Source organism: Gordonia sp. NPDC003950 (genome assembly GCF_053605205.1).
The window spans coordinates 22,930-49,208 of the sequence record NZ_JBSGIT010000033.1 but is presented as its reverse complement, the minus strand read 5'-3'; the positions used below and the strand labels follow the sequence as shown (position 1 = coordinate 49,208).

Below are 26,279 nucleotides of genomic sequence, written 5' to 3'. Positions count from 1 at the left end.
AACGCGCGCGCCTTGACCTCCGGATCGATCTTCTTGGGCATGTGCTCATCCTTCCTGACTCAAAAGGAAGCGGCACGAAACCTAGGGGGATTCAGTAGTGGGTGACGTACAAGCGCGTTCCGTCAGGGGTCAGGGCAAGATCGCTGGCAGTCGCGGTGGTGGTCGGTACGGTGGCCATGATCTGCTTGTATGTCGGACTGGCGGGATCGACATCAACGACCGATATCGCCTGGCTGCTTTGACTGCTGACGTAGAGCCTCGAGCCGTCCGGACTGATCGCGGCCCCGGTCGTTGCGGGAATCGCGATCGTGCCCACCACCTGCCGATATGTCCCGCTGACCGGATCGTTGTCGATGACGTAGACGCTACTTCCACCAGTGAGGTAGAGCCGGGTGTTGTCCGGGCTGACCACTGCTCCGGTGACAAACACACCCGGCAGATACGTGGCCGTCGGTGTTACATGGTCCGGGCCACCGGAAATGTCGAAGGCACGCACATCGGACGTCGTCGCGACATACAGCGTGTGTCCGTCCGGGCTGATCGCCAGGTCACCGGGGAAGGGCCCGAGCGATAGGGTCGTGATCGCCGTCGCCACACCTGGATTCGACGGATCCACGGCGAACACCGACACTGTTCCCGGCGAATACATGTTGGCGACGTAGAGCGTGTGCCCGTCGGGCGTTGCAATAACACCCGTTGCGTACGGTGAGGCGATGGTGCCGACGATCTCGTTGTAGGTCGCACTCGTGGGGTCGGAGTCTATGATGTAGACCTCGCCGGCGTTGGTACCTCCGACATACGTGAGGAGGCCGTCGGAACCGACAGTGACGGCGTTCGGGGTGGTCGACGCCCCCGTGGCGATCACGTCGGCCACCGGAGTCACCGAAGACACCGTCAGGGTGGGCACCATATTCGTCGGGGTGATCGAGGGAGTGAGCGACGAGGAACTCTGACCTCCGTGGTGGTCGGTAACGGTGACGGTGAACGAATCTTCTCCCGCGATGCTCGCCCCACCCGCACTCAGCGAATGCGCGTAGTTCGGGTCCGGGGTGTAGATGATCAACGGCCCGCCCGCCGCATCGGGAATGACGGTCAGGGAACCATGCTGTGGCTCAACCGAGATGGCCATTGTGGTCGCGTCCCCGTCGGCATCGACCGAGGTCAACACGTACGTCGTCGACCCATCCGCGTTCGCCCAACTCGTCACCACCGACACCACCGGCGACACATTCGTCGGCGCGATCGACGGAGTCACCGTCACCGAATCCGCACCACCATGCCCATCACCGGCACCGAACACGATCGAATCGCTCCCCGCAGTGGTCGACCCACCCGACGAAAGATCATGTGCGTAACCGGCATTCGGCGTATACGTCCACGTCCCATCACCATTGTCGACAACAGTTCCATGCGCGGGCGTCGACGCCGACACCGTCACCGGATCACCATCGGCGTCACTGGCGGCGACCGTGTACACCGTCGAGGCACCCGACGGCGACGAACCCACCGACAGTTCCGGATCGACATTCGTCGGCAGAATCGTCACCGCGACCGTCAACGTACCCGAGGACCGCTCTGTCGCCGAAAGCCAGTGCAGGTGCGAACCGTTGACCGCGGTGTCGTCGCTGACGGAGACGGTGAACGAATCCGATCCGGACGCGCTACCACCATTCACAGACAGTTCGTGTGCATACTCCGCATCCGGGGTGTAGACATAGGTTCCGTCGGGGTTGATCACCACGGTCCCGCGCTCGGGCGCGGTGACCAGGGTGTAGGTCAGCACATCTCGATCCGGATCGCTGGCACCGAGCGAACCACGCACCGTCCCATCGGAATTGGTTGTCGGTGTCGACGGCGACAGCACCGGATACGAATTGAACACGCGACGGTTGATCTGCTGCCACAGACCCCACGCGAACACCAATGCCGGTGACGGGACCGTGGTCCCGCCGGCGGTGTCGGCAAACGGGTTGAATCCCAGGAATCCCAGCACCGTGGCGACGAACTTCGTCGGTGCGTTCACCACCGGCACACCGTCGACGATCGTGAGAGGCGCGGGTGTCGAACCGACCACGGTCAACGGCCCGGCGGCCACCGTGGGCGGCGCCTCGACGTCCAGCAGGGCCGCCGCGCGGGATACCGCAGCAGGCTCCGAATCGTCGGGCTGAGCGTCACCGGTCGAGGGTGTGTGGTCATCGACCGATCCCTGAGGAGATACGCCTGGTGATGCGGGGGCTTCGACGGACGTAACCGCTTGCACATCAGCAGGTTCGGAGATAGCGGAGGGTTGGGAGGCAGGTTGCTCGTTTTGCGCGAGGGGGCCCTGCGCCGCTTCGACTTCTGTGACCGGCGGTGTCACCGCAGGTTCCTCGGAAGTTGCCGGCGCGGCCGGTTCCGTCACCGTCGCCCCGGCGTCGCCCGATTCGGCCGATGGTGGCGCCACAGACTCGGGTGCCACCGGTTCGGACTCCACCGCCTGACCTGCGGTGTCGTCCGGCACATCCGCCGCGTCTGTCTCATCGTCGGAACCGGGCACCGCCTCCTGCGTTGCGACGGCCGACGAGTCGTCGGGCTCGGCATACGCCCAGCCCGTCATCGTCGCTTGGCCACCCCACCACAGCACCGCCCCGATTCCCACGCCGGCGGCGGCCACCCTGGCGCCCCGGACACCACCCGAAGCTCGTGAACTCGTCATCGCCGATCTCCTTCACGCCATGAGTGTGTGCGCCGGTCAACAGTCCGGCGCTTCAACACCTCTGACGCTACGAAGCCGTCACGATCTCCGACAGCCCCCTCTTTGGGGGGCATCCAGCCAAGCGACGACGAGGACGATCAGCCCATCCCACGATGCGGCATCGGCAGCCACCCGTCCTCGACGGCACGCTTGTAGAGGTCGGTCTTCGTCGGCGCATCACGATGTGCCTCACGGTATTTCGTCCGAATGCGGTCGATGTACTCACTGACCGTGTCCGCCGACAGCCCGGTCACCCGGGCAACATGACCGGCCGACCCGCCGGATGCGTAGAGTTCCAACACCTCTCGCAGACGCGGCGAGAGGTTGACGAAGCCGGGATCGGAGTCGAGGGCGGCCGCCCATTCCATCGACGGCACCGTCGACCCCGACGCGGCCGCGCGGATGGCCGCGCAGACCTCGGCCTTGGCGGCGCTCTTGCGCACCACTCCGAGGGTGCCGGCACCGGCGGCCTCACGAACGAGGTACGGCTCATCGCCGGAGGTGTAGATCAGGGTCGCCATCCCGGCGTCGGCCAACGCGGCAATGTTGTCGGCGGGTGTGGTGCCGTCGTTGAGTCGCAGATCCAGCACGACGAGGTCGAGCCCGTCGTCGCCGAGCGCCGTCAGCAGCCCGGCGACCGTCGGAGCGCCCCGCACGAACTCGACGTCGGATGAGTCGCCCAGAAACGCCCGCACGCCCTCGATCACCGATTCGTGGTCGTCGACCACTCCGATGCGCCACGTCATCGTCCACCTCCGCATGTCATGTGTCCTCTATCGAAACCAATTGTCATGTCATTCGCTCAGAGTCCGAACGAATTCATGCCGACATCGGGATAATTCGCACGGTGAGCTCACCCAGGTCCCTCACCCGGCTCGTGATGCCGATGACCGGGCCTGCCGACACCAACTCCGCCGTCGCCCGCACCCTGCGCCACTACGGCATCTTCGCGGGCGTGGCCTATCTCGTCTTCCTCCCGTTCCTGCTGCCCGCGGTGGCGCAGGCCCGGGCCGTGTCGGCGTTCTGGTGGACGCCGGTCGCCATCGCCATCGTCGTGGTGCCCGGCCTGGTCGTCGGCCTGTACGGCGCCTTGTCCTGGGATACGACCTGGCTCCGACGCTGGGCGCGGGTCGGTACCCTCGGCATCCTGGTGGCCGTGGCCCTGTGGTGGGTGGCCTGGGACGGAACCCATCTCGATGACGCCACGGTGTTCTGGTTGGGCCCGTTCGTGGTGCTGGGCAGCATCTGCGCGATGATCGCCTGGCCACCGGCCGTGGCGGCCGTCTACCTGCTCGCCATCGCCGTCGCAATCCGGTTGACCAGCAATGTGGCACAGAGCTTTTCGGGGATGGCGACGATGCTCACCGACGCGGCGTGCAGCGCAGCTTTCGCCGTGGTCCCGCTGGCCCTGGGTATCTCGGGTCTGCGCACGGCCGCCGAGCTCGATCGGACCGAGGCCACCGCGATCGCGCTCGCCGAGGACACCGCCGCCACCACCGCCCGTTCCGCCGAACGCACCGTCGCACGGGCGCTGACGCATGACGAGATCATGGCGAGCCTGCTGGAGGCCGACCGCAACCCCGATTCGGCGCATCTGCCGCGGCGCGCCGCGCGTGCCCTCGAGGCGCTTGATTCCACCGTTCGCGCGACCAACGCCGGACTCGATCCGGATGCGGATCGCGTCGCGGCCGCGATCGCCGACGCCACGCGGCACAACGATCCCGAGATCGACGTGACCACCGACGTGCGAGCGCACGCTTCCTCGACCTATCCGGTGAACGCGATCGCCGCACTGGTCGGTGCCACCGCCGAGGCCACTCGCAACTGTTACCGGCATGTCCCCGCCGACCGACCGCGTCGCGCCCACATCAGCGTCACCGATCATCGGGTCACCGTCACCGTCACCGACGAGGGCGCGGGCTTCGATCCCGCCGCCACGCCGCGGGAACGACTCGGGATCGCGTTCTCCATCCGCGAACGCATGCGCCGGGTGCGCGGTGGCGACGCGGTGATCACCTCGTCGCCCGGAACCGGCACCACCGTCACGGTGTCATGGCGCGCGACCGACGTTCCCGCCGCCGTCAACACCACCGATCTGCTCGGCATTCGGTCGCCGACCGGCCGCCGCCTCGGCGCACTGGTGGTGGCGGTGATCGCGGCATCGGCGGTGGCCACCCCGGGAGCGGTGCCGTGGTGGGTTCCGGTCGTCGTCATCGCCGCTCTCGCGGTGTCGACCGCCTTGCTGGTCACCGGCGATTCCGACCGGCCACCGCGCCTGCCGACGCTGATCATCGCGGCAACTCCGGCATTCATGTGCGCCACCTACCTGTTCTCTCTCGACGACGGCATTCAGGCAATTCCACTGTGGGTGAGCGGACCTCCCGCGCTGGTGGTGTCGATCCTGGGGATGCGCCGCCGCTCATATGCCGCGATCATCGGGTTTCTGGCGGCGCTGATGGTGGTCGGCACGTGGTCATTCGTGCGTGAGGGCACAGCGCTGCCCGGGATTCTGCTGATCGGCCCGTCGGGTGGTTTCGTCGCCATCGCGATCGTCTTCGCGCGGGTCAACCGGACGTTGGCGCGCAACCTCATTGACGCACGTAGCCGGGCGACGAGGGCCGCCGCCGACGCGGCCGCAGCCCAGACCGCGGCGCATGAGCGAGAACTCCAGCTGACCCCCGTCACCGCCCTGGCGCGCCCACTGCTGCTGCGGCTGGCGGAGGGTGCTCGAATCGACGAGGCCACCCGAGCGCAATGCGAGTTGACCGAGGCGCGACTTCGAGACCTCCTGCGTGCCAGGGGTTTGTGTACCCCCGACGTCGACGCGGCCGTCGTCGATGCACGCCGACGCGGGGTGACGGTCACCCTGCTCGATGACCGTGGTCTCGACGGGAACGACACCGATCGATCGACTCCGCTCGACGACGCCACGCGTCGCGTCATCGTGAACGCTCTGGCCGCCAACCGGGCCGGCACGGTGCGGATACGTAGCCTGCCACCGGCCCGATCGATGGCGGTGACCGTCGTGACCGAGGACGGCGATCGCTGCGAATGGATCGACATCGATCGAGCCGGGCACGTGCGATCGACGGTCACTGAGATGGCCACCCAGCAACCTCGATGACGCACCCGCGTCGGGTATCGGCGCACGCGCCGCGGGACTCGCCTCACAGCGCCATGCAGAGACTGCCCAGGTTGATTCCGGTGGCAACATCGACGGTCTCCTCCTTCGACGTAGAGCCCTGTTCGAGTTTCAGGGTGTATTTCCCTGCGGTCGACGGCGTCCAGGAGAACGCGACACCGCCGTTGATGGGCAACGCATTCGCTCCCACCGGGACGAACACCGCCGAGCCGGGGGCCTTCTGGAGGAAGCTCACCGGAGAGTTGCCGGTCGCCGCACCGACGACCCGATAGGTACACGAACTCGCATACGAACCCCCGAGGGGGTCGGCGATGGCAATCGACTCGACGTCGGCGTGTGCCGGCGCTGCCATCGCCGCTGCTGCGGCGACGGCGAATGCGGACGCGGAGACGAACCTCGTCAGTTTCATCAGGGCCTTCCTTCGATCCAATTCACGCTGGTCACACGGGTCTGTCCGTGTCACCACGAACGCTAGAGAGTTCCCGATCCGGGCACATGCCCCATCTTTTGGGGGCACCACCGGCCGTGACGACGGCCGCCGGGCTAGACTCGCCTCGTGCCCTCCTTCAGCCCCCTGGAGTGGCCGGTCTTCCGGCAATTGCGCTCCGGCGACACGTTCGGCCGTGGTCCGGCCGTGCAGTCGGCGCGTACCCGCGCGGTGGTGCCGCGGACCGCGACGGCCGACGCCGTGGTGCAGACTGTCTGCCCGTTCTGTGCCGTCGGCTGCGGGCAGAAGGTCTACGTCAAGGACGGGCGCGTCACCCAGATCGAGGGTGATCCCGACTCCCCGATCTCGCGCGGTCGACTGTGCCCGAAGGGTGCGTCGAGCGAGCAGCTGGTCAACAACCCGTTGCGGCAGAAGAAGATCCGTTACCGCGCGCCGTATGCCACCGAGTGGACCGACCTCGATCTGGACACCGCGATCGACATGATCGCCGACCGGTTCGTCGAGTCACGACGCCGGACCTGGCAGGACGTCGACGATCAGGGCCGAATCCTGCGGCGCACCATGGGAATTGCCTCGCTGGGCGGCGCGACACTGGACAACGAAGAGAACTATCTGATCAAGAAGCTCTTCACCGCGGCAGGTGCCGTCCAGATCGAGAATCAGGCGCGTATATGACACTCCGCCACTGTTCCCAGTTTGGGAGCCTCATTTGGACGCGGCGGCGCCACGCAATCACTGCAGGACATGGCCAATTCGGACTGCATCGTGCTCATCGGCGGCAACATGGCCGAGGCACATCCGGTCGGATTCCAGTGGGTGGTGGAGGCACGCTCGCGGGGAGCGCGCGTCATTCACGTCGACCCGCGGTTCACCCGGACCTCGGCCAACGCCGACAAGCACATCTCGATCCGCGTCGGCTCTGATGTGGTGTTGCTCGGTGGCCTGATCAACTACATGATCACCCACGAGCGGTACTTCCGGGATTACGTTGTCGCGTATACGAATGCGGCGACGCTGGTGTCTCCGGAGTTCCGCGACACCGAGGATCTCGACGGTCTGTTCTCCGGTTTCGATCCCGAGTCCGGCAGCTATGACCCGTCGACGTGGGCGTATGACCGTGCCGAGGGCGGTGACGACGCCGGTTCCGGCCGGGACCGCTCCGCACCCACCGAAGGTGAACGCGGCGTGGGTGAGTCGCACGGTTCGGGTGGTCCCGCCCTCGATCCGTCGGGCATCTATCGGGACGAGACGCTCACCCATCCGCGGTCGGTGTTCCAGATCCTTTCGCGCCATTTCGCCCGCTACACACCGGAGATGGTGCGCGACATGTGCGGCATCTCCATCGAGGAGTTCACCTATCTCGCCGAGTCGATCGCGGACAACTCGGGACGTGAACGCACCACCTGTTTCGGGTATGCGACCGGCTGGACGCAGCACACGCTGGGCGCCCAATTCATCCGCACCGCAGCGATTCTGCAGTTGCTGATGGGCAACGTCGGACGGCCGGGCAGCGGCATCATGGCGTTGCGCGGGCATGCCAGCATCCAGGGTTCCACCGACATCCCGACATTGTTCAATCTGCTGCCGGGGTATCTGCCGATGCCGTCGGTCGGCAAGCACGACAGCTTCGGGGACTACCTCGACGCCGTCGGGTCACCGCATCAGAAGGGCTACTGGGCCTACGCCGACGCGTATATGGTGAGCCTGCTCAAGGCGTGGTTCGGAGATGCCGCGACCGCCGAGAACGATTGGGCCTTCGACTATCTGCCGCGGCTGAACGGGCCGGCCGGGACGTACCAGACGACGGTCGCCATGCTCGACGGCACGGTCGAGGGGTACTTCGTGCTGGGCCAGAATCCGGCGGTCGGGTCGGCCAACGGACGGCAACAACGCCTCGCCATGTCCAAGCTGAAGTGGCTGGTGGTCCGCGACCTCAACATGATCGAGTCGGCGACCTGGTGGAAGGAGGGCCCCGAGATCGATTCGGGTGAACTGCGTTCCACCGACATCGGCACCGAGGTGTTCTTCATGCCCGCGGCCACGCACGTCGAGAAGGCCGGGTCGTTCACCCAGACCCAGCGCATGGTGCAGTGGCGCCATCAGGCGGTGGCACCGCCCGGGCAGGCACAGAGCGAACTGGACTTCTTTTACGAGTTGGGCAAGAGGATTCGGGAACGACTCGCCGACTCCACCGACGAACGCGACCGCCCGCTACTGGACATGACGTGGGACTATCCGCTCGACGAGCACGGCAATCCCGAACCGGAGTCGGTGCTCTCGGAGATCAACGGCTACTTCACTTCTGGGCCGGAGCAGGGCGACAATCTCACCTCCTACACCCAGATGCGTGCCGACGGGACCACGGCCGGTGGCTGCTGGATCTACACCGGCGTGTACGCGCACGCCAGTAATCAGGCCGCGAGACGGGTTCCGCAGGGCGGGAATTCGGTGAGCCAGCACGAGTGGGGCTGGGTGTGGCCGGCAGATCGGCGCATCCTCTACAACCGGGCATCGGCCGATCCCGACGGCAAACCGTGGAGTGAACGCAAACGCTACCTCTGGTGGGATGCGCAAGCGCGTCGCTGGGTCGGCGACGACGTCCCGGACTTCCCGGTCGACAAGGCTCCCGATACCCGACCCGACCCGGAACTCGGTGGCGCCGACGGACTCTCCGGTGTCGATCCGTTCATCATGCAATCCGACGGCAAGGCATGGCTCTTCGCGCCGAAGGGTCTGGTCGACGGCCCGTTGCCGGCGCACTACGAGCCGCAGGAATCACCGGTGGCCAACGCGTTGTATCCGCAGCAGCAGGCGCCCGCCCGGGTGATCTTCGCGCGCACCGACAATCTGGACGCACCGAGCGCCGACTCCCCGGGCAGCGAGGTGTATCCGTTCGTGTTCACCACCTACCGGCTCACCGAACATCACACCGCGGGTGGGATGAGCCGCTGGTCGCCGTTCCTGGCGGAGTTGCAGCCGGAGATGTTCTGCGAGGTGTCACCGGAACTCGCCGCCGAACGCGGACTGGTGAACGAGGGATGGGCGACCATCATCTCGCCGCGTGCGGCCATCGAGGCGCGGGTGCTGGTGACCGACCGGCTCACCCCGCTGCGGATCAACGGCCGCGACGTCCACCAGGTGGGCCTGCCCTATCACTGGGGGGTGGGCTCGGACGCCGTGGTCAGCGGTGACGCCGCCAACGATCTGATCGGTGTCACACTGGATCCCAACGTCCAGATCCAGGAATCCAAGGTGGGTTCCTGCGATGTGGTCGCCGGTCGGCGGCCACGTGGGCAGGCACTGCTGGATCTGGTGGCGGAGTATCAGCGTCGTTCGGGGACGACGGTCGAGACCGACAACGTCCGGCTCACCGAGCGGGAGGAGGAGTAGATGGGGCAGCTGTCCGGACCCACCGATCCGAGTGCCGACGCGCATTGGGGCGATCGCGAGCGTCCCCGCAAGGGATTCTTCACCGACACGTCGATCTGCATCGGCTGCAAGGCATGTGAGGTGGCCTGCAAGGAGTGGAACCGCAATCCCCGCGACGGCGACCTCGAGCTGACCGGCATGTCCTACGACAACACCGTCGCCCTGGGTGCGAGCACCTGGCGGCATGTCGCATTCATCGAGCAGGATCGCGAACGCATCGAGACCGCCCGTGAATCCGGCAGGCAGCTCACCGATCTCGGGATGCCGATGCCTCCTCCGATGGCGCCGGATCCACCCGAGGCACCCGCGGCCGTCACTCCCGACACCCCCGAGTTCCGGTGGCTGATGTCGTCGGATGTGTGCAAACACTGCACGCACGCGGGATGTTTGGACGTCTGTCCGACCGGGGCGCTGTTCCGTACCGAGTTCGGCACGGTGGTGGTGCAGCACGACGTGTGTAACGGATGCGGCACCTGCGTGGCGGGTTGCCCGTTCGGGGTGGTGGAGCGACGGGCCGACGGCACCGCCGCCCCCACCACCCGGCAGGGTGAACGCAAGGGTGAACAACCCGAGGTGCCCAGACGTGGTGTGGCACAGAAGTGCACGCTCTGTTACGACCGCCTCGTCGACGACGAGACCCCGGCCTGCGCCAAGACCTGCCCGACCACGTCGATCAAGTTCGGCGATCACGACGATCTCGTCGAGAACGCCCACGAGCGCGTCGCACAGTTGCACGCCCAGGGGATGACCGAGGCACGGCTGTACGGCGCCAACGAGAACGACGGTGTCGGCGGGACCGGTTCGGTATTCCTGCTGCTCGACGAACCCGAGGTGTACGGCCTGCCACCGGACCCTCGGGTATGTACCGCCGACCTGCCGAGCATGTACCGTCGCGCCGGAGTCGCCGCGGCCGGAATGCTTGCGGCAGCGGCCATCTCGTTCCTGACCGGTCGACGGTGACATGACCTCCGACTACGACGCCACCCGGCCGCCCGAACCGTCGCGAAAGAGGCGCCGCGGCAAACGAATCGGCGCCCTCCGCCGCCCCGGCCGTGCCGATGGCAGCGCCGAGATGTCCATGGTTCCCGACGTCGAGGTCAAAAAGCTGACCGGCGCCGGCTATTACGGCCACCCGGTGGTCAAGCCACCACCCTGGGGTGACGAGATCGCGCTCTATCTCTTCCTCGGCGGAGTCGCCGGCGGTTCCGGTGTCCTCGCCGCGGGTGCCCAGCTGACCGGACGAGACACGTTGCGGCGCAACACACGATTGGGTGGTCTGGCGGCGGTCGGCGTGGGCGCGGTCGCTCTCGTCGCCGATCTGGGCCGCCCCGATCGCTTCTACAACATGTTGCGCACCTTCAAGGTCACCTCACCGATGAGTGTGGGGTCATGGATTCTGTCTGCCTTCTCCGGTGCACTCGGCGTGGCCGCGGTGGCCGACATCGATCGACTCACCGGAGAACGACTCCCGTTGGGGCCGTTACGATCTGTGCTGCGAACCGTCGAAGCTCCGGCCGGGTTGGCCGCGGGTGGCGTCGGGCCGTTCCTCGCGGTGTACACGGCGGTGCTGCTCGGCGACACGGCGACACCGACGTGGAATGCGATGCACCGCGACCTGCCGTTCGTCTTCGTCAGCTCGGCGAGTCTCGCCGCGAGCGGTTTGGCGATGGTGACCACACCGCTCGGCGAGGCCGCACCCGCACGTGTCCTCGCAGCACTCGGTGCCGCCGGCGATGTGGCGGCCACCCGCATCATGGAGTCGCGGATGGATCCCGTTGCCGCCGAGCCGTTGCACCACGGGACGCCGGGCACATTGATGCGCTGGGCCGAGCGTCTCGCCGTCGTCGGCGGGATCGGCGCGGTGGTGTCGGGCCGCTCACGCATTCTGTCCGCGGCGTCGGGCGTGACGCTGTTGGCGGCGTCGGCGTGTACCCGGTTCGGGGTCTTTCACGCCGGTATCGAGTCCGCCAAGGATCCCCGGTACACCATCATCCCGCAGAAGCGGCGTCTCGCCGCCCGTCGTGCCTCCGGGATCGTCGACGACTCCATCACCACCGGGTACTGAATCTCGGGGCAACACCCACACCGGGATTCGGCCCTCGACGGAGGCGGGCGGGTCGTCGGCTGCGGCAACCTGATTGCCGCCCTGCATCTTTGCGCGATACATGGCCCGGTCTGCCGTCCTGATCAGCTCCTCCAGATCCCAGCATTCGGTGACGGTGGTGACGCTCACGCCGATGCTGACGGTGACCGGGGGGTGAGATGTGGTCGGCGATCACCGCGCAGAGGTCGGATGCGGCGGCGCATGCCGAGGCGAGGTCGGCGTCGATGATCATGACGAATTCCTCGCCGCCGGTGCGCGCGCTGATGACGTTGCGGTTCTGCGACTTCAGTTTTGCGGCGAGATCGGCGATGCGATTGGCGACCTGCACCAGCACCGTGTCGCCGACGGCGTGACCGTAGGTGTCGTTGATCAACTTGAAGTCGTCGATGTCGACGAGAACGGCGGTCATGTGGCGGCCGGGCTTGGCGGATGCTCTGGCAAATGTGGTGAGCCCCCGACGATCCGCCAGTCGAGTCAGCGGATCGTCATGAGCCACCAGGGCATCGGAGCCGAGCAGCGAGAGGATGTAGTGGCAGACCGGGAAGATTATCAGGACCAGAACCATCGGCCCGGCGCCCTTGGAGATCGCCAAGGCGACCTGTTCGGCACCGCCATCGGCCAGTCGCACGGTGAGGATCGCGATCACCGTGGCAGCAACCAATGCATGCACGAGGTGGGTCATGGGATTGCAGTAGAAGGCGATGAAGACGCTGATCAGGAAGAACAGCGCGGTTCCGGCCAGACCTATCGCGGCGGAGGGATGATCGAGGCAGGCCGCCGAGATACCCGCGGTGCTCGCCAGTGCGGCCACCGTTGCGCCACCGCTGCCGGGTAACGGCGAGGTCCACATCCGGAGTGCGTAGAGGACTGCCGCGACCGCGCTGACGACCATTGCCGCGCGCACTGGTGCACTGAACTCGTTCGGCGGCGAAAGCGCCGCCGTCGTCGATGTCAGTGCCAGCGTCGCGGCGCCGATCGACAAGACCACGCGCTTCATGGTCGACTTTCCCCGACGGGCGAAGAACGGAGCCCCCCACTCCACTTCGCCCCGACGAAAGAACCACGCAGCAAGACCCGACACACTGTTGGGCATCAAAGTCCCCCTCTACGCCCACGTGAATTGCTGCTGGGAGTATAGCGAATCTGCTATCAGGTCGCCGGGTGTCTATCGGACGACGATGCCGGGCGCCTCGACGATCTCGCCGATCACCGGATAGCCCGGCACCTCCCCGACCAGGAGGAGCCCACCGGAGGTCTGGGCGTCGGCGAGAAACAGGAGATCCTGCTCGTCGATACCGGCGCCGGCGTGCAGGTGGGGGCGGACCCAGTCGAGGTTGCGTCGGGTGCCGCCGGAGACGAATCCCTCGTGGAGTGCGTCGAGGGCACCGTCGACGGCGGGCACCGCCTGACGCTCGATGATCGCGCCCACACCCGAGGCGCGGGCGAGCTTGTGGAGGTGTCCGAGCAATCCGAAGCCGGTGACGTCGGTGCCGGCTCGGATCCCGGCGGCCAGGGCGGCCTCCGACGCCGGGCCGTTGAGTGTGGTCATCACCTCGACCGCGGCACCGAAGGTCTCGCCGGTCTGCTTGTGCCGGTTGTTGAGGAGGCCGACCCCGATCGGTTTGGTGAGTGTGATGGGCAGTCCGGCGACCGCCGCGTCGTTACGGATCAACCGGTCCGGGCGGGCGGTCCCGGTGACGGCCATCCCGTACTTGGGTTCGGGGTCATCGATGCTGTGGCCACCGATCACCGGACATCCGGCACGGCCCGCGACATCGAGTCCGCCTCGCAACACCTCGGTCATCAGTTCCATGGGCAGGACATCGCGTGGCCAGCCGACGAGATTGATCGCCACGACGGGCTGCCCACCCATGGCGTAGATGTCGGACAGGGCATTGGCCGCCGCGATCGCACCCCAGGTATACGCATCGTCGACTACGGGCGTGAAGAAATCGGCGGTGGACAGAACCGCGAGGTCATCACGCACCCGCACGGCCGCGGCATCATCACCGTCGTCGAGTCCGACGAGGATGTTGTCCCCGCTCTGCCCGGTCAACCCCGCGACCGCTTGCTCGAGCTCGCCCGGCGGAATCTTGCACGCGCATCCCCCGCCGTGGGCAAATCCGGTCAGTCGCAAGGTCCGCGGGTCATCGATGGCACTCATGCCTCCGATGGTAGGCGCCGCGAACTCTGTTGCACCGCCGATTCACGCCCACCATCCCAACGACAGCGCCCTCCCCTTCACTGACAGCGCTCTCTATTCCGTTGACAGCGCTCTCCTCGTCACTGACAGCGCTCTCATCCCCACCGACAGCGCTCTCTATTCCGTTGACAGCGCACATATTACGGTCGAGTCGGTCCCATCCCGCCGGTCGAGCCGACCCGGAGCGCAAGCGGAGGGTCGGTCCGCCGGGCCGAGCTTGTCGAGGTCGGGACCTCGAATATGACACTGAAACCCCCACCACTACACCACCTTCCGACAAGAGAGCAGTCCATGCCGCGCCCCGCCGACAAGAAGTCCCGTCGACACCACGTTATCCACAGACCACATATTATGCACAGCAACGGATTTGGAGAATACTGTCCCTTGCTACGACCGCAAACCCGGCGTACTGCGGTGGATGACATCGGGGGAACGTGAGCTGTAGGAACTCCTGTGCACCGCCACACCTCGTTGGGCACACTCTCGGCGAACACGCCGACGCCATCGTGAGAGGACTGACACACATCGAGAAACGATCCGGACAACCCGTCACCGCCGAAGAACGCGACGCACACAGCATCGCCCTGCTCGGACACGCCACCGCCCGCTCCACCCCCGCCGACATCCGTGACTACGCCAAAAACCGAGGCAACCAGCAAGCCGACGACACCGACGGACTACCCACCGGCGAAGACCGCTCCATCAACACCCTGGACCTCCGCGATTCCGACCACGGACGCCTCACCGTCGCCGGCGGCCTGCACGCCGTACTCGGAGAGAAACTCAGGACCGCGATCGACGTGCTGTCTACGCCACGACCCCAACCCAACGGATCGACCTCACCGGCACAATGGCCTAAGTTGGTTACGGCATGGAGGCGTCAGGGTTCCTGGTGGTCCCCCCGGTCTTCAAAACCGGTGAGGTCGAGTATCTCGGTCTGGCGGGTTCGATTCCCGTCCGCCTCCGCCACGACCAAGGAGGTTCGGTGACGCCTGCAGATCCGCGTCGGCAGATCCCACGCACCGATCAGCTGCTGGCCGAACCGAGTGTCGTCGATGCCCGGAAATGTCTGGGTGACAACGTCATCCGAGACGTCATCCGCGACGCACAGGACGCTGCCCGACGAGGCGAGATCGCCCCCACCGACGTGGCGGAGGTGGTATCCCACAATCTGGCGGTCCGACTCCCGCACAGTCTTCGACCCGTCCTGAACGCCACCGGTGTCATCGTGCACACGAACCTCGGCCGGGCGCCATTGTCACCGGCAGCCCTCGCCGCGGTGGTCGCCGCCGGCGGATACGTCGACGTGGAGTTGGATCTGAACACCGGCACCCGGTCACGACGCGGCACCGCCACCCGCCAGGCACTTCTCGACGCGTGTCCGGCCGCGGGTGACGCCCTCGTCGTCAACAACGGCGCCGCCGCGCTCCTGCTGACCACCACCGCATTGGCCATCGGCCGCGAAGTGGTGATCAGTCGCGGCGAGATGATCGAGATCGGCGCCGGATTCCGGCTCACCGACCTCATGATGTCCACAGGTGCCCGCCTCCGCGAGATCGGCACCACCAACCGCACCCACCTGCGGGACTACGCCGACGCCATCGGCCCCGACACCGGATGCGTACTGAAGGTGCACCCCAGCAACTTTCGGGTCCACGGGTTCACCAGCGAGGTCGGACTCACCGAACTCCGCGGACTGTGCACCGAACGCGGCATCCCTCTCGTCGTCGATCTGGGCAGCGGACTCCTGCAACCCGACGGGATGCTGCCCGACGAGCCGGACGCGACGACGGCGCTCAACGCGGGCGCCGACCTCGTGATCGCCAGTGGTGACAAGCTTCTCGGCGGACCACAAGCCGGGATCATGCTCGGCGACGCGGAGCTGATCACCCGACTGTCCCGACATCCGCTCGCCCGGGCGGTACGAACCGACAAGCTCACCCTCGCGGCGCTGGAGGCCACCCTCATCGGCGCAACCCCACCGGTCGCCGCCTACCTGCACGCCGACCCGGCGCGCCTACGTGCCCGCACCGAACGACTGGCCGCCGAACTGAACGTACCGGTCGTCCCCCACGATGGCCGCGTCGGAGGTGGCGGTGCGCCCGGAGTTCCGTTGCCGGGCTGGGCACTTCAACTTCCAGAGTCAGCCGCCGCGCGCCTGCGCAGCGGCGAACCCGCGGTACTCCCCCGCGTCCACGACGGCGCAAGTCTCATCGACCTCCGATGCATTCCGGAAGCCGATGACGACATCGTCCTGACCGCACTCCGCGCCGCCACCGCATCCCCGTCCAGCGTCACACCCACCCCCGGTTCATAGTGTTCGTCGTCGCGACCGCCGGACATGTCGATCACGGCAAGAGTCGCCTGGTTCACGCCCTCACCGGGATGGAACCCGACCGCTGGGAGGAGGAACGTCGACGCGGCCTCACCATCGACCTCGGATTCGCCTGGACCACATTGCCTTCCGGCGCCGACGTGGCATTCGTCGACGTACCCGGCCATCAGCGATTCCTCGGCAACATGCTGGCCGGACTCGGTGCCGCACCCGTCGTGATGTTCGTCGTCGCCGCCGATCAGGGTTGGCAGGCCCAATCCGAGGATCACCGGGACGCGGTCGCCGCGCTCGGGATCGACCAGGGCGTCATCGTCATCACCCGGTCCGACCTCGCCCCCGACGATCGGATCACCCAGACCATCACCGACACCCTGACCGGATTGTCCTCGACCGGACTGGCCTCCGCACCCGTGGTGATCACCTCGGCGGCAACCGCGAGAGGTTTGGACGAGCTGCGTGCCGCACTCGACACCGTTCTCGCCGAAGGCCCGTCACCGTCACCGTCGGCACCCACCAGACTCTGGGTCGATCGGTCGTTCACGATCGGCGGTTCCGGAACCGTCGTCACCGGAACCCTTTCCGCCGGAACCATTCACACCGGTGACCGCCTCGAACTGTCCACAGCCGCCAACCGAACCCGGACCGTCACCGTCCGCGGACTGCAGAGCGAGGGGCACCCACGCAACGAGATCGGCCCGACCCGTCGAACCGCGGTCAACCTGCGTGGCGTCCACACCGGCGACGTCGCACGCGGCGATGTGTTGCTCACCCCCGACTCCTGGCGACACACCGCCATTGTTGACATCACACGGGTCAGCGGTGACGACTTCAGCAGTGTTCCAGAACATCTCGTCGTCCACATCGGCACCTCCGCGCAACCGGCCCGCCTCCGGCCATTCGGCGCCGACCACGCCCGGCTGTATCTCGACCATGCGCTCCCTCTGATCGTCGGTGACCGAATGGTGTTGCGCGATCCCGGAACCCGGATCGTCGGCGGGGCACGCATCCTCGACGCCGATCCGCCGGAACTGCGCCGCCGCGGCGACGGCGTCAGGCGTGCAACCCAATTGGCATCCATGCAGTCGGTCCCCAGCGTAGAAGCCGAGGTGTCCCGACGGGGCGTCGTCCGGGTCGATCACCTCCGCCGTCTCGGGCTCATCGGCACCGACGACACGCCAGACGATCCGCCACCGGAAACGGTGCGCGCCATCGGCGAATGGTGGGTCGACACCACCGTGCTCGACGACTGGGCACGCCGCCTGCGCCTCGCCGTCGACGCGACCCACCGCGACGACCCGCTCTCGCCCGGCCTGTCGCGCGCCTCGGTCCCCACGCTCCTCGACATTCCCGACGACGCCGCACTCGTCGACGCGGTGATCGCCCAGTCCGGCGTCGATCACCAGAACGGGCACCTCGCGACCCGGGAACGCACCACTGACCTCGGACCGGCCGACGATGCCGTCGCCGCACTGGAACGGCGTCTCGCCGCCGACCCGTTCGCCGCACCCGAAGCCGACGACCTCGCCGCCCTCGGCCTCGGCGACCGGGAACTCGCCGCCGCCGAACGCGCCCGACGGCTACTGCGCCTCGGCGCCGGCGTCGTCCTGGCGCCCACGGCCCCGGCACTGGCGATGCGCACCCTGGCCACTCTCGAGCAACCGTTCACCACCAGCGCCGCCCGCCGTGCCCTGCACACCACCCGACGGGTCGTCATCCCGCTTCTCGAGCATCTCGACGCCCGGGGCTGGACGCGCCGCATCGACGCCGGCCACCGCGAGGTGCTCCACTGACGGCGGGCCACTGCGGTCTGTCCACAACCGCCACCGCGCCTGAGCCGACTTGTCGGAGGTCGACCGTAGTCTGATCTCCCGTGGCTAAATCCAAGTCGGTTTTCCGGTGCAATGAGTGCGGCTACCAGGCACCCAAGTGGCTCGGGCGGTGCCCCGAATGCCACGCCTGGGGAGCACTCGACGAGGTCACCACCATCACGTCGGCGGGCGGCGCCACGACGGCGACCATCACCCCGACCAGCCCGGCCGTTCCGATCACCGCGGTCGACGCGGCGACCTCCTCGGCCGTCCCCACCGGGATCGGCGAGTTCGACCGCGTCCTGGGCCGCGGCGTGGTGCCGGGCTCGGTGATCCTGCTGGCCGGTGAGCCCGGCGTCGGCAAGTCCACGTTGCTGCTCGAGACGGTCAAGCACTGGGCGCAGTCGGGTCGTCGCGCGCTCTACATCACCGGTGAGGAATCCGCGGGGCAGGTCCGGATGCGCGCCGAACGCACCGACGCCGTGCACGAGAACATCTATCTCGCAGCCGAATCCGATCTCGCCACGATTCTCGGACATGTCGATGCCGTCCATCCGTCACTGATGATCGTCGACTCGGTGCAGACGGTCGTCGCCGCCGGGGCCGACGGCGTGACCGGCGGGGCCACCCAGATCCGCGCGGTCACCACCGCGCTGGTGTCGTTGGCCAAGAACCGGGGCCTCGCGGTCATCCTCGTCGGGCACGTCACCAAGGACGGCGCCGTCGCCGGCCCGCGGTCGCTCGAGCATCTCGTCGACGTGGTGCTGTCCTTCGAGGGCGATCGGCACTCGTCGTTGCGGATGGTGCGCGGCATCAAGAACCGATTCGGTGCGGCCGACGAGGTCGGCTGCTTCGAACAACGCGACGACGGTATCCATCAGGTCACCGACCCGTCCGGCATCTTCGTCCACCATCACGCCGCCGACGTCAGCGGTTCGGCGACGTTGATCACCATGGACGGCAAACGGGCCCTCGCCGGTGAGATCCAGGCGTTGACCACCCCGACCACGATGGCCACCCCGCGTCGCGCCGTGTCGGGGCTCGATTCACCGCGTGTGGCGATGGTCCTCGCAGTCCTGCAGAGCCGAATGAGGATCGAGGCGATCGGCAAGAGCGAGGCCTACGTGTCCACCGTCGGCGGGATGCGGGTGACCGAACCGGCGGCCGACCTGGCGATCGCACTCGCGGTGTTCTCCGCCCTGCAGAACAAGGCGATCCCGCGGAGCACCGCCGTCATCGGTGAGGTCGGCCTGGCCGGTGAGGTGCGGCGCGTGTCGGCGGTCGCGCGCCGGGTTGCCGAGGCCAAACGCCTCGGATTCGGCCACGTCCTCATCCCGTCCGGCACCGACGAGAAACTGCCGAAGGGAATTCGCATCACCCGCGTCGCGAACCTGGCCGAGGCCACCGGGAAGGCCTTTGCGGCATCGACCCTGCAGGTTGTCGAGGCGCCATTCTGAGCAGCTCATATGAGCCGGCCCACGGGGAGACCGATTGGCGCCGAATGCACGCTTCGCACGGGTAACGATCCGGCAACAGGTGGCGTAGGGTATCGGCGTCGGGTGGCCGGGGTACGCGGCTTCATCACTTCGTCGGGAAATGAGTCTCATGCCATCGAGATCTGGCCACGTCACGGGCGTGCGTCGTCTGGTGTTCACGGTGATCGCCACCGTCGTCACCGTCGCCGCGCTGCTGACAGGTGCGGCCACCGCCACCGCCTGGGGGCCACCGGCCGCGAAGGTGAAGGGCTTCATCAACGAGAAGATCAACAACTATGGCATGGACGACCCGGTGTGGGTGCGTGCCTGGCCGTCGCAGACCACCCCGCCGGCCAACGCCCCGACCGTCATCTTCCTCGACGGCCTGCGCGCAACGAATGACTACAACGGTTGGGAACGCGAGACCAACGTCGCATACCTGTCGCAGCACGGCTACAACGTCGTCATGCCGATCGGCGGGCAGTCGTCGTTCTATGCCGACTGGAATGCCCCGAGCACCAGCGCCGGTCAGGTCAACCCGTACCGCTGGGAATCGGTCCTGAAGAACAGCCTTCCCCAGTTCCTGGACAAGCACGCCTTCCACAACCGCACTCTGGTCGGCCTGTCGATGTCGGCGAGCCAGGCGGTGATGATCGGTAACCAGCGACGTGACCTGTATTCGCGGGTCGTGTCGATGTCGGGATTCATGAACATCGTCGCCACCGGCATGCAGACGATGATGCGTCTGGCCGCGTGGGACGCCGGTCGGTACAACCTCAACGACATGTGGGGCTGGTTCCCGAATCTGCAGGCCTTCAACAAGTCCCCGATCGAGAACCTGCCGTGGATGAGTGGGCTGCACCTGTGGATGTATGCGGGTACCGGCATCTGGGGTGACCATCAGCCGGCCGGCGCCAACAATGCCGGCTTCCTGTTCACCGGTTTCAACTCGACGGCGATCGAGGCCGTCGCCGGTGAGCAGAGCCGTTCGTTCGCGCTGCTCGCTCCCGCATTCGGGGTCCACCTGCGTACCGACTTCCCGATCACCGGCACCCACGCCTGGGGCTATTGGCAGCAGGGCATCTGGAACATCGAACGCGCCGGATGGTTCAAGAACGGCTGACACTGATCATCGGCGGCGTCCGTCACGGACGGGACAGGCGCTGCCGGTATTCGTCGGCCATCTGACTGTTGTCCAGGTGGTCGGCGAAATGCTCCCGGGCGTTGATGGTCACGAAGATCGAATGCCCGATCGCCACAACAGAATCCGGGTCACCGAGATGCGCACTGGCCGCGACGTAGACCTTGCGGCGCTGCCGGCCGAGCAGGCGGGCGCTCAGGTGCAGGGTCGAGCCGATCGGGATCGGTGCGATGAAGTCGACCTCGAGGTGCACGGTGACCGCCGACGGCCCGACGAGCAGCGGAGCGGTTCCCATCACCTCGTCGAAGGCGGTGGACAGGATGCCGCCGTGGATGACGCCGGGACCGCCTTCCATCCACGGCTCGACCAACATCTCGGTTTCGACCGAGAAACCGTCTGCGACATCCGCGGGTCCGGCCCGCACCACCAGATGCAGACCGCGCGGGGCGTCCTCGCCGCAGCCGAGACACATCGGATTGTGCATCCGGATGGGTTGGTCCGGCCCGGCAGCCTTCGGATGCCGCTGCATCGGTTCGAGATCGTCGGGTATCGCCATGCCGCGCTCAGGCGCCGGTCCGGATGGGGTGCTCACGCAGCGTTACCCTAGGCCATGTCACCACTCGCAGTGGCACGGGTGGATCCGCATGATCGAGAGGATGCACCAGCATGGTCGACGGAGTCAGGTCGGATCACGGCCGCCCCGACGGCGGACGATCGGAACTGTTGAAGGCGACGCTGGCCCGCGTCGCCCCCGGCACCGGCCTGCGCGATGGTCTCGAACGCATCCTGCGCGGCGGCACGGGCGCCCTGATCGTGCTCGGTCACGACTCCGACGTGGAACGCATCTGCGACGGCGGCTTTCACCTCGACGTCGAGTTCGCGCCGACCCGCCTGCGGGAGCTGGCCAAGATGGACGGTGCGGTGGTCCTGTCCACCGACGGCAAGCACATCGTGCGTGCCAACGTGCAGCTGGTGCCCGACCCGTCGATCCCCACCGAGGAGTCCGGGACCCGGCACCGCGCGGCCGAACGCACCGCCATCCAGACCGGTCATCCGGTCATCTCGGTGAGTGCGTCGATGTCGATTGTCAGTGTCTACGCTGACGGTGTGCGGCGGGTGGTGGAGAGCCCGGACCCGATCCTGTCGCGCGCCAACGTGGCCCTGTCGACCCTCGAGCGCTACAAGGCCCGCCTCGACGAGGTGATCTCCGCGCTCGGACGTGCCGAGATCGAGGATTACGTGCTGCTGCGCGACGCCATGTCGACGGCCCAGCGGATGGAGATGGTGCGGCGCGTCGGCGTGGAAATCGAGGAGTATGTCCTCGAACTCGGCGTCAACGGCCGCCAGGTGAGCCTGCAACTCGAGGAACTGATCGCGGAGAACGACGCCGTCCGCGAATTGCTGGTCCGCGACTACTACGCCAGCCCCGAACCCGCGACCACCGAAGAGGTACACAGCACCCTCGAGACCATCGAGGCGTTGTCGGACGCCGATCTCCTCGATCTCACCCTGCTCGCCGGCGCGTTCGGTTACCCCACGACCATCGAGGCACAGGACACCGCGATGAGTCCGCGCGGTTACCGCATGCTCGCCCGCATCTCACGGTTGCAGTTCGCCCACGTGGACCGCCTGGTGCGCAGTTTCGGCACCCTGCAGGCACTGCTGGCGTCGTCGGCGGCGGACCTGCAGGCGGTCGAGGGGATCGGCAGCATCTGGGCCCGCCACATCCGCGAGGGATTGTCGCGGCTGGCCGAGTCGAGTATCGAGCGGTACGACTAGACGCTATTACGACCAGACCCTGTGACGACCGGACGGTGTTACGGCGTCGCCGGCGCCACGAAGTTGAAGGTCACCGGCTCGGATTCGCGTTCACCGATCTTGCCGATCGCCTGATACGAACCGGCGGGAACCGGCTCGCGCGGCGTCTTGCAGCCGGAGGTACTGGTGGTGCCGGACCAGGTGATGGTGTCCTTGACCTGCTGCTGCGGCTGCAGGACCACGTTGTTGACGGTGTTGATCGGCGAGCAGTCGCGCGCCGACCACAGCGTCCGGGTTCCGTCGAGGGTGCGGACGACGACGTTCTGCGCGGCCTTGCCGACGTCACGTGTGCAGGCACTGAGGCCGGCGTTGGTGGTGACCAGGGTGAAGACCGGCTGGCTGTTGGTGGTGTAGGTCGATTTGTCGGTGTAGAGGACCACCGCGATGCTGTTGTCCGGGCACAGCGGGACGCCCGCCTCTCCGGCGACCGGGGTGGCACCGGGCGTCGACGGGGCGGCCTCGCCGGATGGCGCCGCGCTGCTCTCCGAGGCACCGGCAGCACCGGCGTCACCACCTCCGCCACCGCCCCCGACCCCACCACCGGACGGTGCCTGCGACGGGTCGACGGATTCGTTGGTGGTGGCCGTCGACGGTGTCGTCGACGACGGGGTTCCGGTGGCAGCGGTGTTGGAGGTGTCGTCACTTCCGCCGCTCTGCGTCCACACGACCAGCCCGATCACCAGGGCCACGATGGCAACCAGCACTCCACCGGCGACAATGCGTCGTCGCCAATAGATTTCTGGTGGGAGCGGGCCCTGCGGTTCGATCACGCCACAACGCTAACGGCGATTCGGACAGGTCCCGGCGACCACGCGCGGCGTGTCGCATGAATTTGTGTGACGTGTGAGGTATCGGGCCCAACGCCTATGCAGGTCTGAGCCGGTCAGGCCTCAGGCGGATTCGGCCTCGGGGAGAGCGGCCGGCTTGACCACGGTCGGGACTACCACGTCGGCCGACCCGATGTCGCCGTACACGCCGCGCAGCTGCACGGCCCCCTCGCTCAGTGCGTAGGTCAGGCCCACGATGGCGAGTTTTCCGGCGGCCACGCGGTCGGCGATGATGCGGCTGCGCTGCATCAGCAGCTGCCCGGTCTCCACGACGTGGCGGGCCTCGAACTCGTCGACGCGGGTCAGTCCCTCGCTGCGGCCGGCCAGGATGCTGGGGGTGACGCGTTCGACGACGTCGCGGATGTATCCACCCGGTATCTGCAGTTCATCGAGGGCGTCGAGGGTGGCCTTGACCGCACCGCAGCTGTCGTGGCCGAGGATCACGATCAGCGGTACCTCGAGGACCTCGGCGGCGTACTCCAGCGAGCCGAGCACGGCCGAGTCGAGGACGTGACCGGCGGTGCGTACGACGAACATGTCGCCGAGCCCCTGATCGAAGATGATCTCGGCGGCCAGGCGGGAATCGGCGCAACCGAAGAGCACGACGTGCGGATGCTGGCCGGCGACGAGGCGATGCCGGTCCTCGATACCCTGACTGGGATGTTGCGATTCGCCGGCGACAAAACGCCTGTTGCCCTCGAGCAGAACCTGCCATGCGCGTTTGGGGGTCAGTCCGATCATGGGGACTAGTCTGCCACCGTCGGCGGTTTTGAGTTGGTTCGACCGCAATGAACGTGATCTGCCATGGCGCGCCGGCGGGCTCTCCGGGTGGCAGATCCTGATCAGCGAGATCATGCTGCAGCAGACCCCGGTGTCGCGGGTCGTCGGCCCGTGGACGGAGTGGGTGCAGCGGTGGCCGACCCCGTCGGCGATGGCGACGTCGAGTGCCGCCGACGTTCTGCGGGCCTGGGGCAAACTCGGCTATCCACGCCGCGCCCTGCGCCTGCACGAATGCGCCAAGGTGCTCGCCGCCGATCACGACGACCGTGTTCCCGACGACGTGACGACGATGCTCACCCTGCCCGGCATCGGCGACTACACCGCGCGGGCCGTCGCCTGCTTTGCCTACGGACAGGCCGTGCCGGTCGTCGACACCAATGTGCGCCGGGTGATCGCACGCGCGGTGCATGGCCGCGCCGAACCGGGCAACGCGTCGAAGCGCGATCTCACCGACGCCGAAGCGCTGCTTCCGCGCGCCGCCGACGGCTCGTATGCGCGTAACGCGCCCCGTTACTCGGCCGCGCTGATGGAACTCGGCGCGCTGGTGTGCACCGCCCGCAATCCCCGCTGCGATGCCTGCCCGGTGACCGCGTGCACCTGGGTCGGGCTCGGCCGTCCCGCCCACACCGGTCCGAAGAAACGAGTCCAGAAGTTCGCCGGGACCGACCGACAGGTGCGGGGGTTGTTGCTGGATGTGTTGCGCGACAGCACGATTCCGGTTGAACGACCACGCCTGGACGCGGTCTGGACCACCGACGGCGGCCAGCGTGACCGCGCCCTGGATTCCCTGCTGACCGACGGACTGGTGGAACTGACCCGCGACGGACGATACTGCCTGGCCGGCGACGGTGACGCCGGATGACTTGACCGATGACGGCGCCGCCGGTCGGTCGGCCTGTATACCCACCGATGACATCAGCGTGGAAACTCTTCTCTTACGGTGCCGGTATTGCTAGCTTCGTCGCATGACAGAACCGCCCAATCAGGGTCCCGACTTCAACAAGCCGCAGACGCCCGGGCAGACTCCACCGCCCGCCAGTCCCGATCCGTACGGACAGACCCAATACGGGGCGCCCGGTCAGCAGCCCCCCGGATACGGGCAGCAGCCGCCGTCCTATGGGCAGCAACCGCCGAGTTACGGGCAGCAGCCACCGAGTTATGGCCAGCCACCGTCGGGTCAGCAGCCCCCGTCATACGGTCAGCAGGCGGGCGGCTACGGCCAGCCACCCAGCGGCGGGCAGCCGCCGTCGTACGGTCAGCCCGCGCCGGGGTATGGGCAACCCGGCGCGCCCGGCGCACCGGTTGCCGGTCCGCCGCAACAGGTGAACATCGGTGAGGCACTGAGCTGGGCGTGGGCGCAGTTCAAGGCCAATCCCGGTCCGATGATCGTGCCGGGTCTGCTGCTGTTCCTGATCGGCGGTATCGGCGCGGGCCTGTACTTCGCCATCTTGGCTATCTTCGGGACGACAACAACGACCTCGGTCTCCGGTGATTACGGCTACAGCTACGAGGCGACGACGACCGGAATCGGTGCCGGCGGTGTCATCGCGGGCATTCTGCTGTATCTGATCGTTTTCGTGGCGATCATCTATCTCTCTGCCGGGATGATCACCGGTGCGCTCCGGGTTGCCGACGGCCAGCCGGTGACCGTGGGAACCTTCCTCAAGCCGGAACGTCTCGGCGTGGTCATCGGGACCGCCATACTCGTCGGTCTGATCACCGCGGTCGGGTTGGTACTGTGCGTCATCCCGGGTCTGATCGCGATCTTCCTGCTGCAGTTCTCGATCTTCTTCGTCATCGACAAGAAACTGTCGGTCACCGAGGCGATGAAGGCGTCCAGCCAGTTGGCACGGTCGTCGGTATCGAATTCGCTTCTGACACTGGTCGTGTCCTACGTGCTGTCCTATGTCGGCACGATCTTGTGCTACGTCGGCCTGATTGTGACCTGGCCGTTGGGTCAGCTCTTCTACGCCCACTGCTACCGGCGCCTGTCCGGCGGCTACGTGGCACCCGCCCCGCAGTAGTCACCCACCCC

At 67.1% G+C, this 26,279-nt stretch carries 18 protein-coding genes, 1 tRNA gene and 1 pseudogene; 12 read left to right on the top strand and 8 right to left on the bottom strand.

The annotated features are described in order from the left end of the window. Positions 1 to 91 precede the first annotated feature (91 nt). Together ACWETB_RS22100 and ACWETB_RS22095 are read right to left on the bottom strand one after the other, a co-directional pair. A complete protein-coding gene (locus tag ACWETB_RS22100; protein ID WP_452213666.1) occupies positions 92 to 2,695 on the bottom strand; it encodes an Ig-like domain-containing protein in 2,604 nt (867 codons plus the stop codon). A 137-nt stretch (positions 2,696 to 2,832) separates the two neighbouring features. After that, a complete protein-coding gene (locus tag ACWETB_RS22095; protein ID WP_449741607.1) occupies positions 2,833 to 3,480 on the bottom strand; it encodes a response regulator in 648 nt (215 codons plus the stop codon). 101 nt (positions 3,481 to 3,581) lie between these two features. Between ACWETB_RS22095 and ACWETB_RS22090 the strand changes: the two genes are divergently transcribed. Next, positions 3,582 to 5,858, top strand: coding sequence for a sensor histidine kinase (locus ACWETB_RS22090; protein WP_452213664.1), 2,277 nt, complete (start codon positions 3,582 to 3,584; stop codon positions 5,856 to 5,858). 43 nt (positions 5,859 to 5,901) lie between these two features. Here ACWETB_RS22090 and ACWETB_RS22085 read toward each other — a convergent pair whose 3' ends face one another. Further along, entirely contained in the window at positions 5,902 to 6,285 is a 384-nt protein-coding gene (locus tag ACWETB_RS22085) for a hypothetical protein (protein ID WP_449741609.1), read from the bottom strand. 147 nt (positions 6,286 to 6,432) lie between these two features. On the opposite strand from ACWETB_RS22085, the gene fdh reads away from it, so the two are divergent. The 3 genes from fdh to nrfD are packed head-to-tail and all read left to right on the top strand — an operon-like array spanning position 6,433 to position 11,818. Continuing rightward, complete coding sequence (fdh, locus tag ACWETB_RS22080; RefSeq protein ID WP_452213662.1) at positions 6,433 to 9,714, top strand: formate dehydrogenase; 3,282 nt, start codon at positions 6,433 to 6,435, stop codon at positions 9,712 to 9,714. Continuing rightward, positions 9,715 to 10,713, top strand: a complete 999-nt coding sequence (locus ACWETB_RS22075; RefSeq protein ID WP_452213660.1) for a 4Fe-4S dicluster domain-containing protein — start codon at positions 9,715 to 9,717, stop codon at positions 10,711 to 10,713. It begins immediately after the preceding gene. Between the two features lies 1 nt (position 10,714). Next, positions 10,715 to 11,818 (top strand): NrfD/PsrC family molybdoenzyme membrane anchor subunit, encoded by a 1,104-nt coding sequence (gene nrfD, locus ACWETB_RS22070; protein ID WP_452213658.1) that lies wholly within the window; start codon positions 10,715 to 10,717, stop codon positions 11,816 to 11,818. A 202-nt stretch (positions 11,819 to 12,020) separates the two neighbouring features. Here the strand turns inward: nrfD and ACWETB_RS22065 are convergent. Beyond that, positions 12,021 to 12,422, bottom strand: a pseudogene (locus ACWETB_RS22065) (GGDEF domain-containing protein); the annotation flags it as partial. Positions 12,423 to 13,022: 600 nt separating this feature from the next. Then, a complete protein-coding gene (gene selD, locus ACWETB_RS22060; protein ID WP_449741613.1) occupies positions 13,023 to 14,021 on the bottom strand; it encodes a selenide, water dikinase SelD in 999 nt (332 codons plus the stop codon). 912 nt (positions 14,022 to 14,933) lie between these two features. Between selD and ACWETB_RS22055 the strand changes: the two genes are divergently transcribed. From ACWETB_RS22055 to ACWETB_RS22035, 5 genes are all read left to right on the top strand, one after another. Continuing rightward, a tRNA-Sec gene (locus ACWETB_RS22055) sits at positions 14,934 to 15,029 on the top strand. Between the two features lie 16 nt (positions 15,030 to 15,045). After that, on the top strand, positions 15,046 to 16,377 hold the full coding sequence (gene selA, locus ACWETB_RS22050) for an L-seryl-tRNA(Sec) selenium transferase (RefSeq protein WP_449741614.1): 1,332 nt from the start codon (positions 15,046 to 15,048) through the stop codon (positions 16,375 to 16,377). After that, positions 16,377 to 18,185, top strand: a complete 1,809-nt coding sequence (gene selB / locus ACWETB_RS22045) for a selenocysteine-specific translation elongation factor (RefSeq protein ID WP_452213655.1) — start codon at positions 16,377 to 16,379, stop codon at positions 18,183 to 18,185. The genes selA and selB overlap by 1 nt, the downstream gene beginning before the upstream one ends. An 80-nt stretch (positions 18,186 to 18,265) precedes the next feature. After that, on the top strand, positions 18,266 to 19,660 hold the full coding sequence (radA, locus tag ACWETB_RS22040) for a DNA repair protein RadA (RefSeq protein ID WP_452213653.1): 1,395 nt from the start codon (positions 18,266 to 18,268) through the stop codon (positions 19,658 to 19,660). Positions 19,661 to 19,808: 148 nt separating this feature from the next. Next, positions 19,809 to 20,801 carry an alpha/beta hydrolase-fold protein gene (locus tag ACWETB_RS22035; RefSeq protein ID WP_452213651.1) on the top strand — a complete coding sequence of 331 codons (993 nt, stop codon included), beginning with the start codon at positions 19,809 to 19,811 and terminating at the stop codon, positions 20,799 to 20,801. Between the two features lie 22 nt (positions 20,802 to 20,823). Here the strand turns inward: ACWETB_RS22035 and ACWETB_RS22030 are convergent, their stop codons facing one another. Beyond that, positions 20,824 to 21,375 (bottom strand): PaaI family thioesterase, encoded by a 552-nt coding sequence (locus ACWETB_RS22030; RefSeq protein WP_452213668.1) that lies wholly within the window; start codon positions 21,373 to 21,375, stop codon positions 20,824 to 20,826. 110 nt (positions 21,376 to 21,485) lie between these two features. Between ACWETB_RS22030 and disA the strand changes: the two genes are divergently transcribed. Continuing rightward, positions 21,486 to 22,598, top strand: coding sequence for a DNA integrity scanning diadenylate cyclase DisA (gene disA, locus ACWETB_RS22025; RefSeq protein ID WP_348806626.1), 1,113 nt, complete (start codon positions 21,486 to 21,488; stop codon positions 22,596 to 22,598). Positions 22,599 to 22,636: 38 nt separating this feature from the next. Here the strand turns inward: disA and ACWETB_RS22020 are convergent, their stop codons facing one another. Beyond that, entirely contained in the window at positions 22,637 to 23,407 is a 771-nt protein-coding gene (locus ACWETB_RS22020; RefSeq protein ID WP_449741618.1) for a hypothetical protein, read from the bottom strand. Between the two features lie 120 nt (positions 23,408 to 23,527). After that, a complete protein-coding gene (locus ACWETB_RS22015) occupies positions 23,528 to 24,205 on the bottom strand; it encodes a carbonic anhydrase (protein WP_348806624.1) in 678 nt (225 codons plus the stop codon). On the opposite strand from ACWETB_RS22015, the gene ACWETB_RS22010 reads away from it, so the two are divergent. Together ACWETB_RS22010 and ACWETB_RS22005 are read left to right on the top strand one after the other, a co-directional pair. Then, positions 24,204 to 25,106 carry an A/G-specific adenine glycosylase gene (locus tag ACWETB_RS22010; protein ID WP_452213648.1) on the top strand — a complete coding sequence of 301 codons (903 nt, stop codon included), beginning with the start codon at positions 24,204 to 24,206 and terminating at the stop codon, positions 25,104 to 25,106. The genes ACWETB_RS22015 and ACWETB_RS22010 overlap by 2 nt on opposite strands. A 103-nt stretch (positions 25,107 to 25,209) precedes the next feature. Next, positions 25,210 to 26,268, top strand: a complete 1,059-nt coding sequence (locus tag ACWETB_RS22005; protein WP_449741620.1) for a hypothetical protein — start codon at positions 25,210 to 25,212, stop codon at positions 26,266 to 26,268. Positions 26,269 to 26,279: the final 11 nt, after the last annotated feature.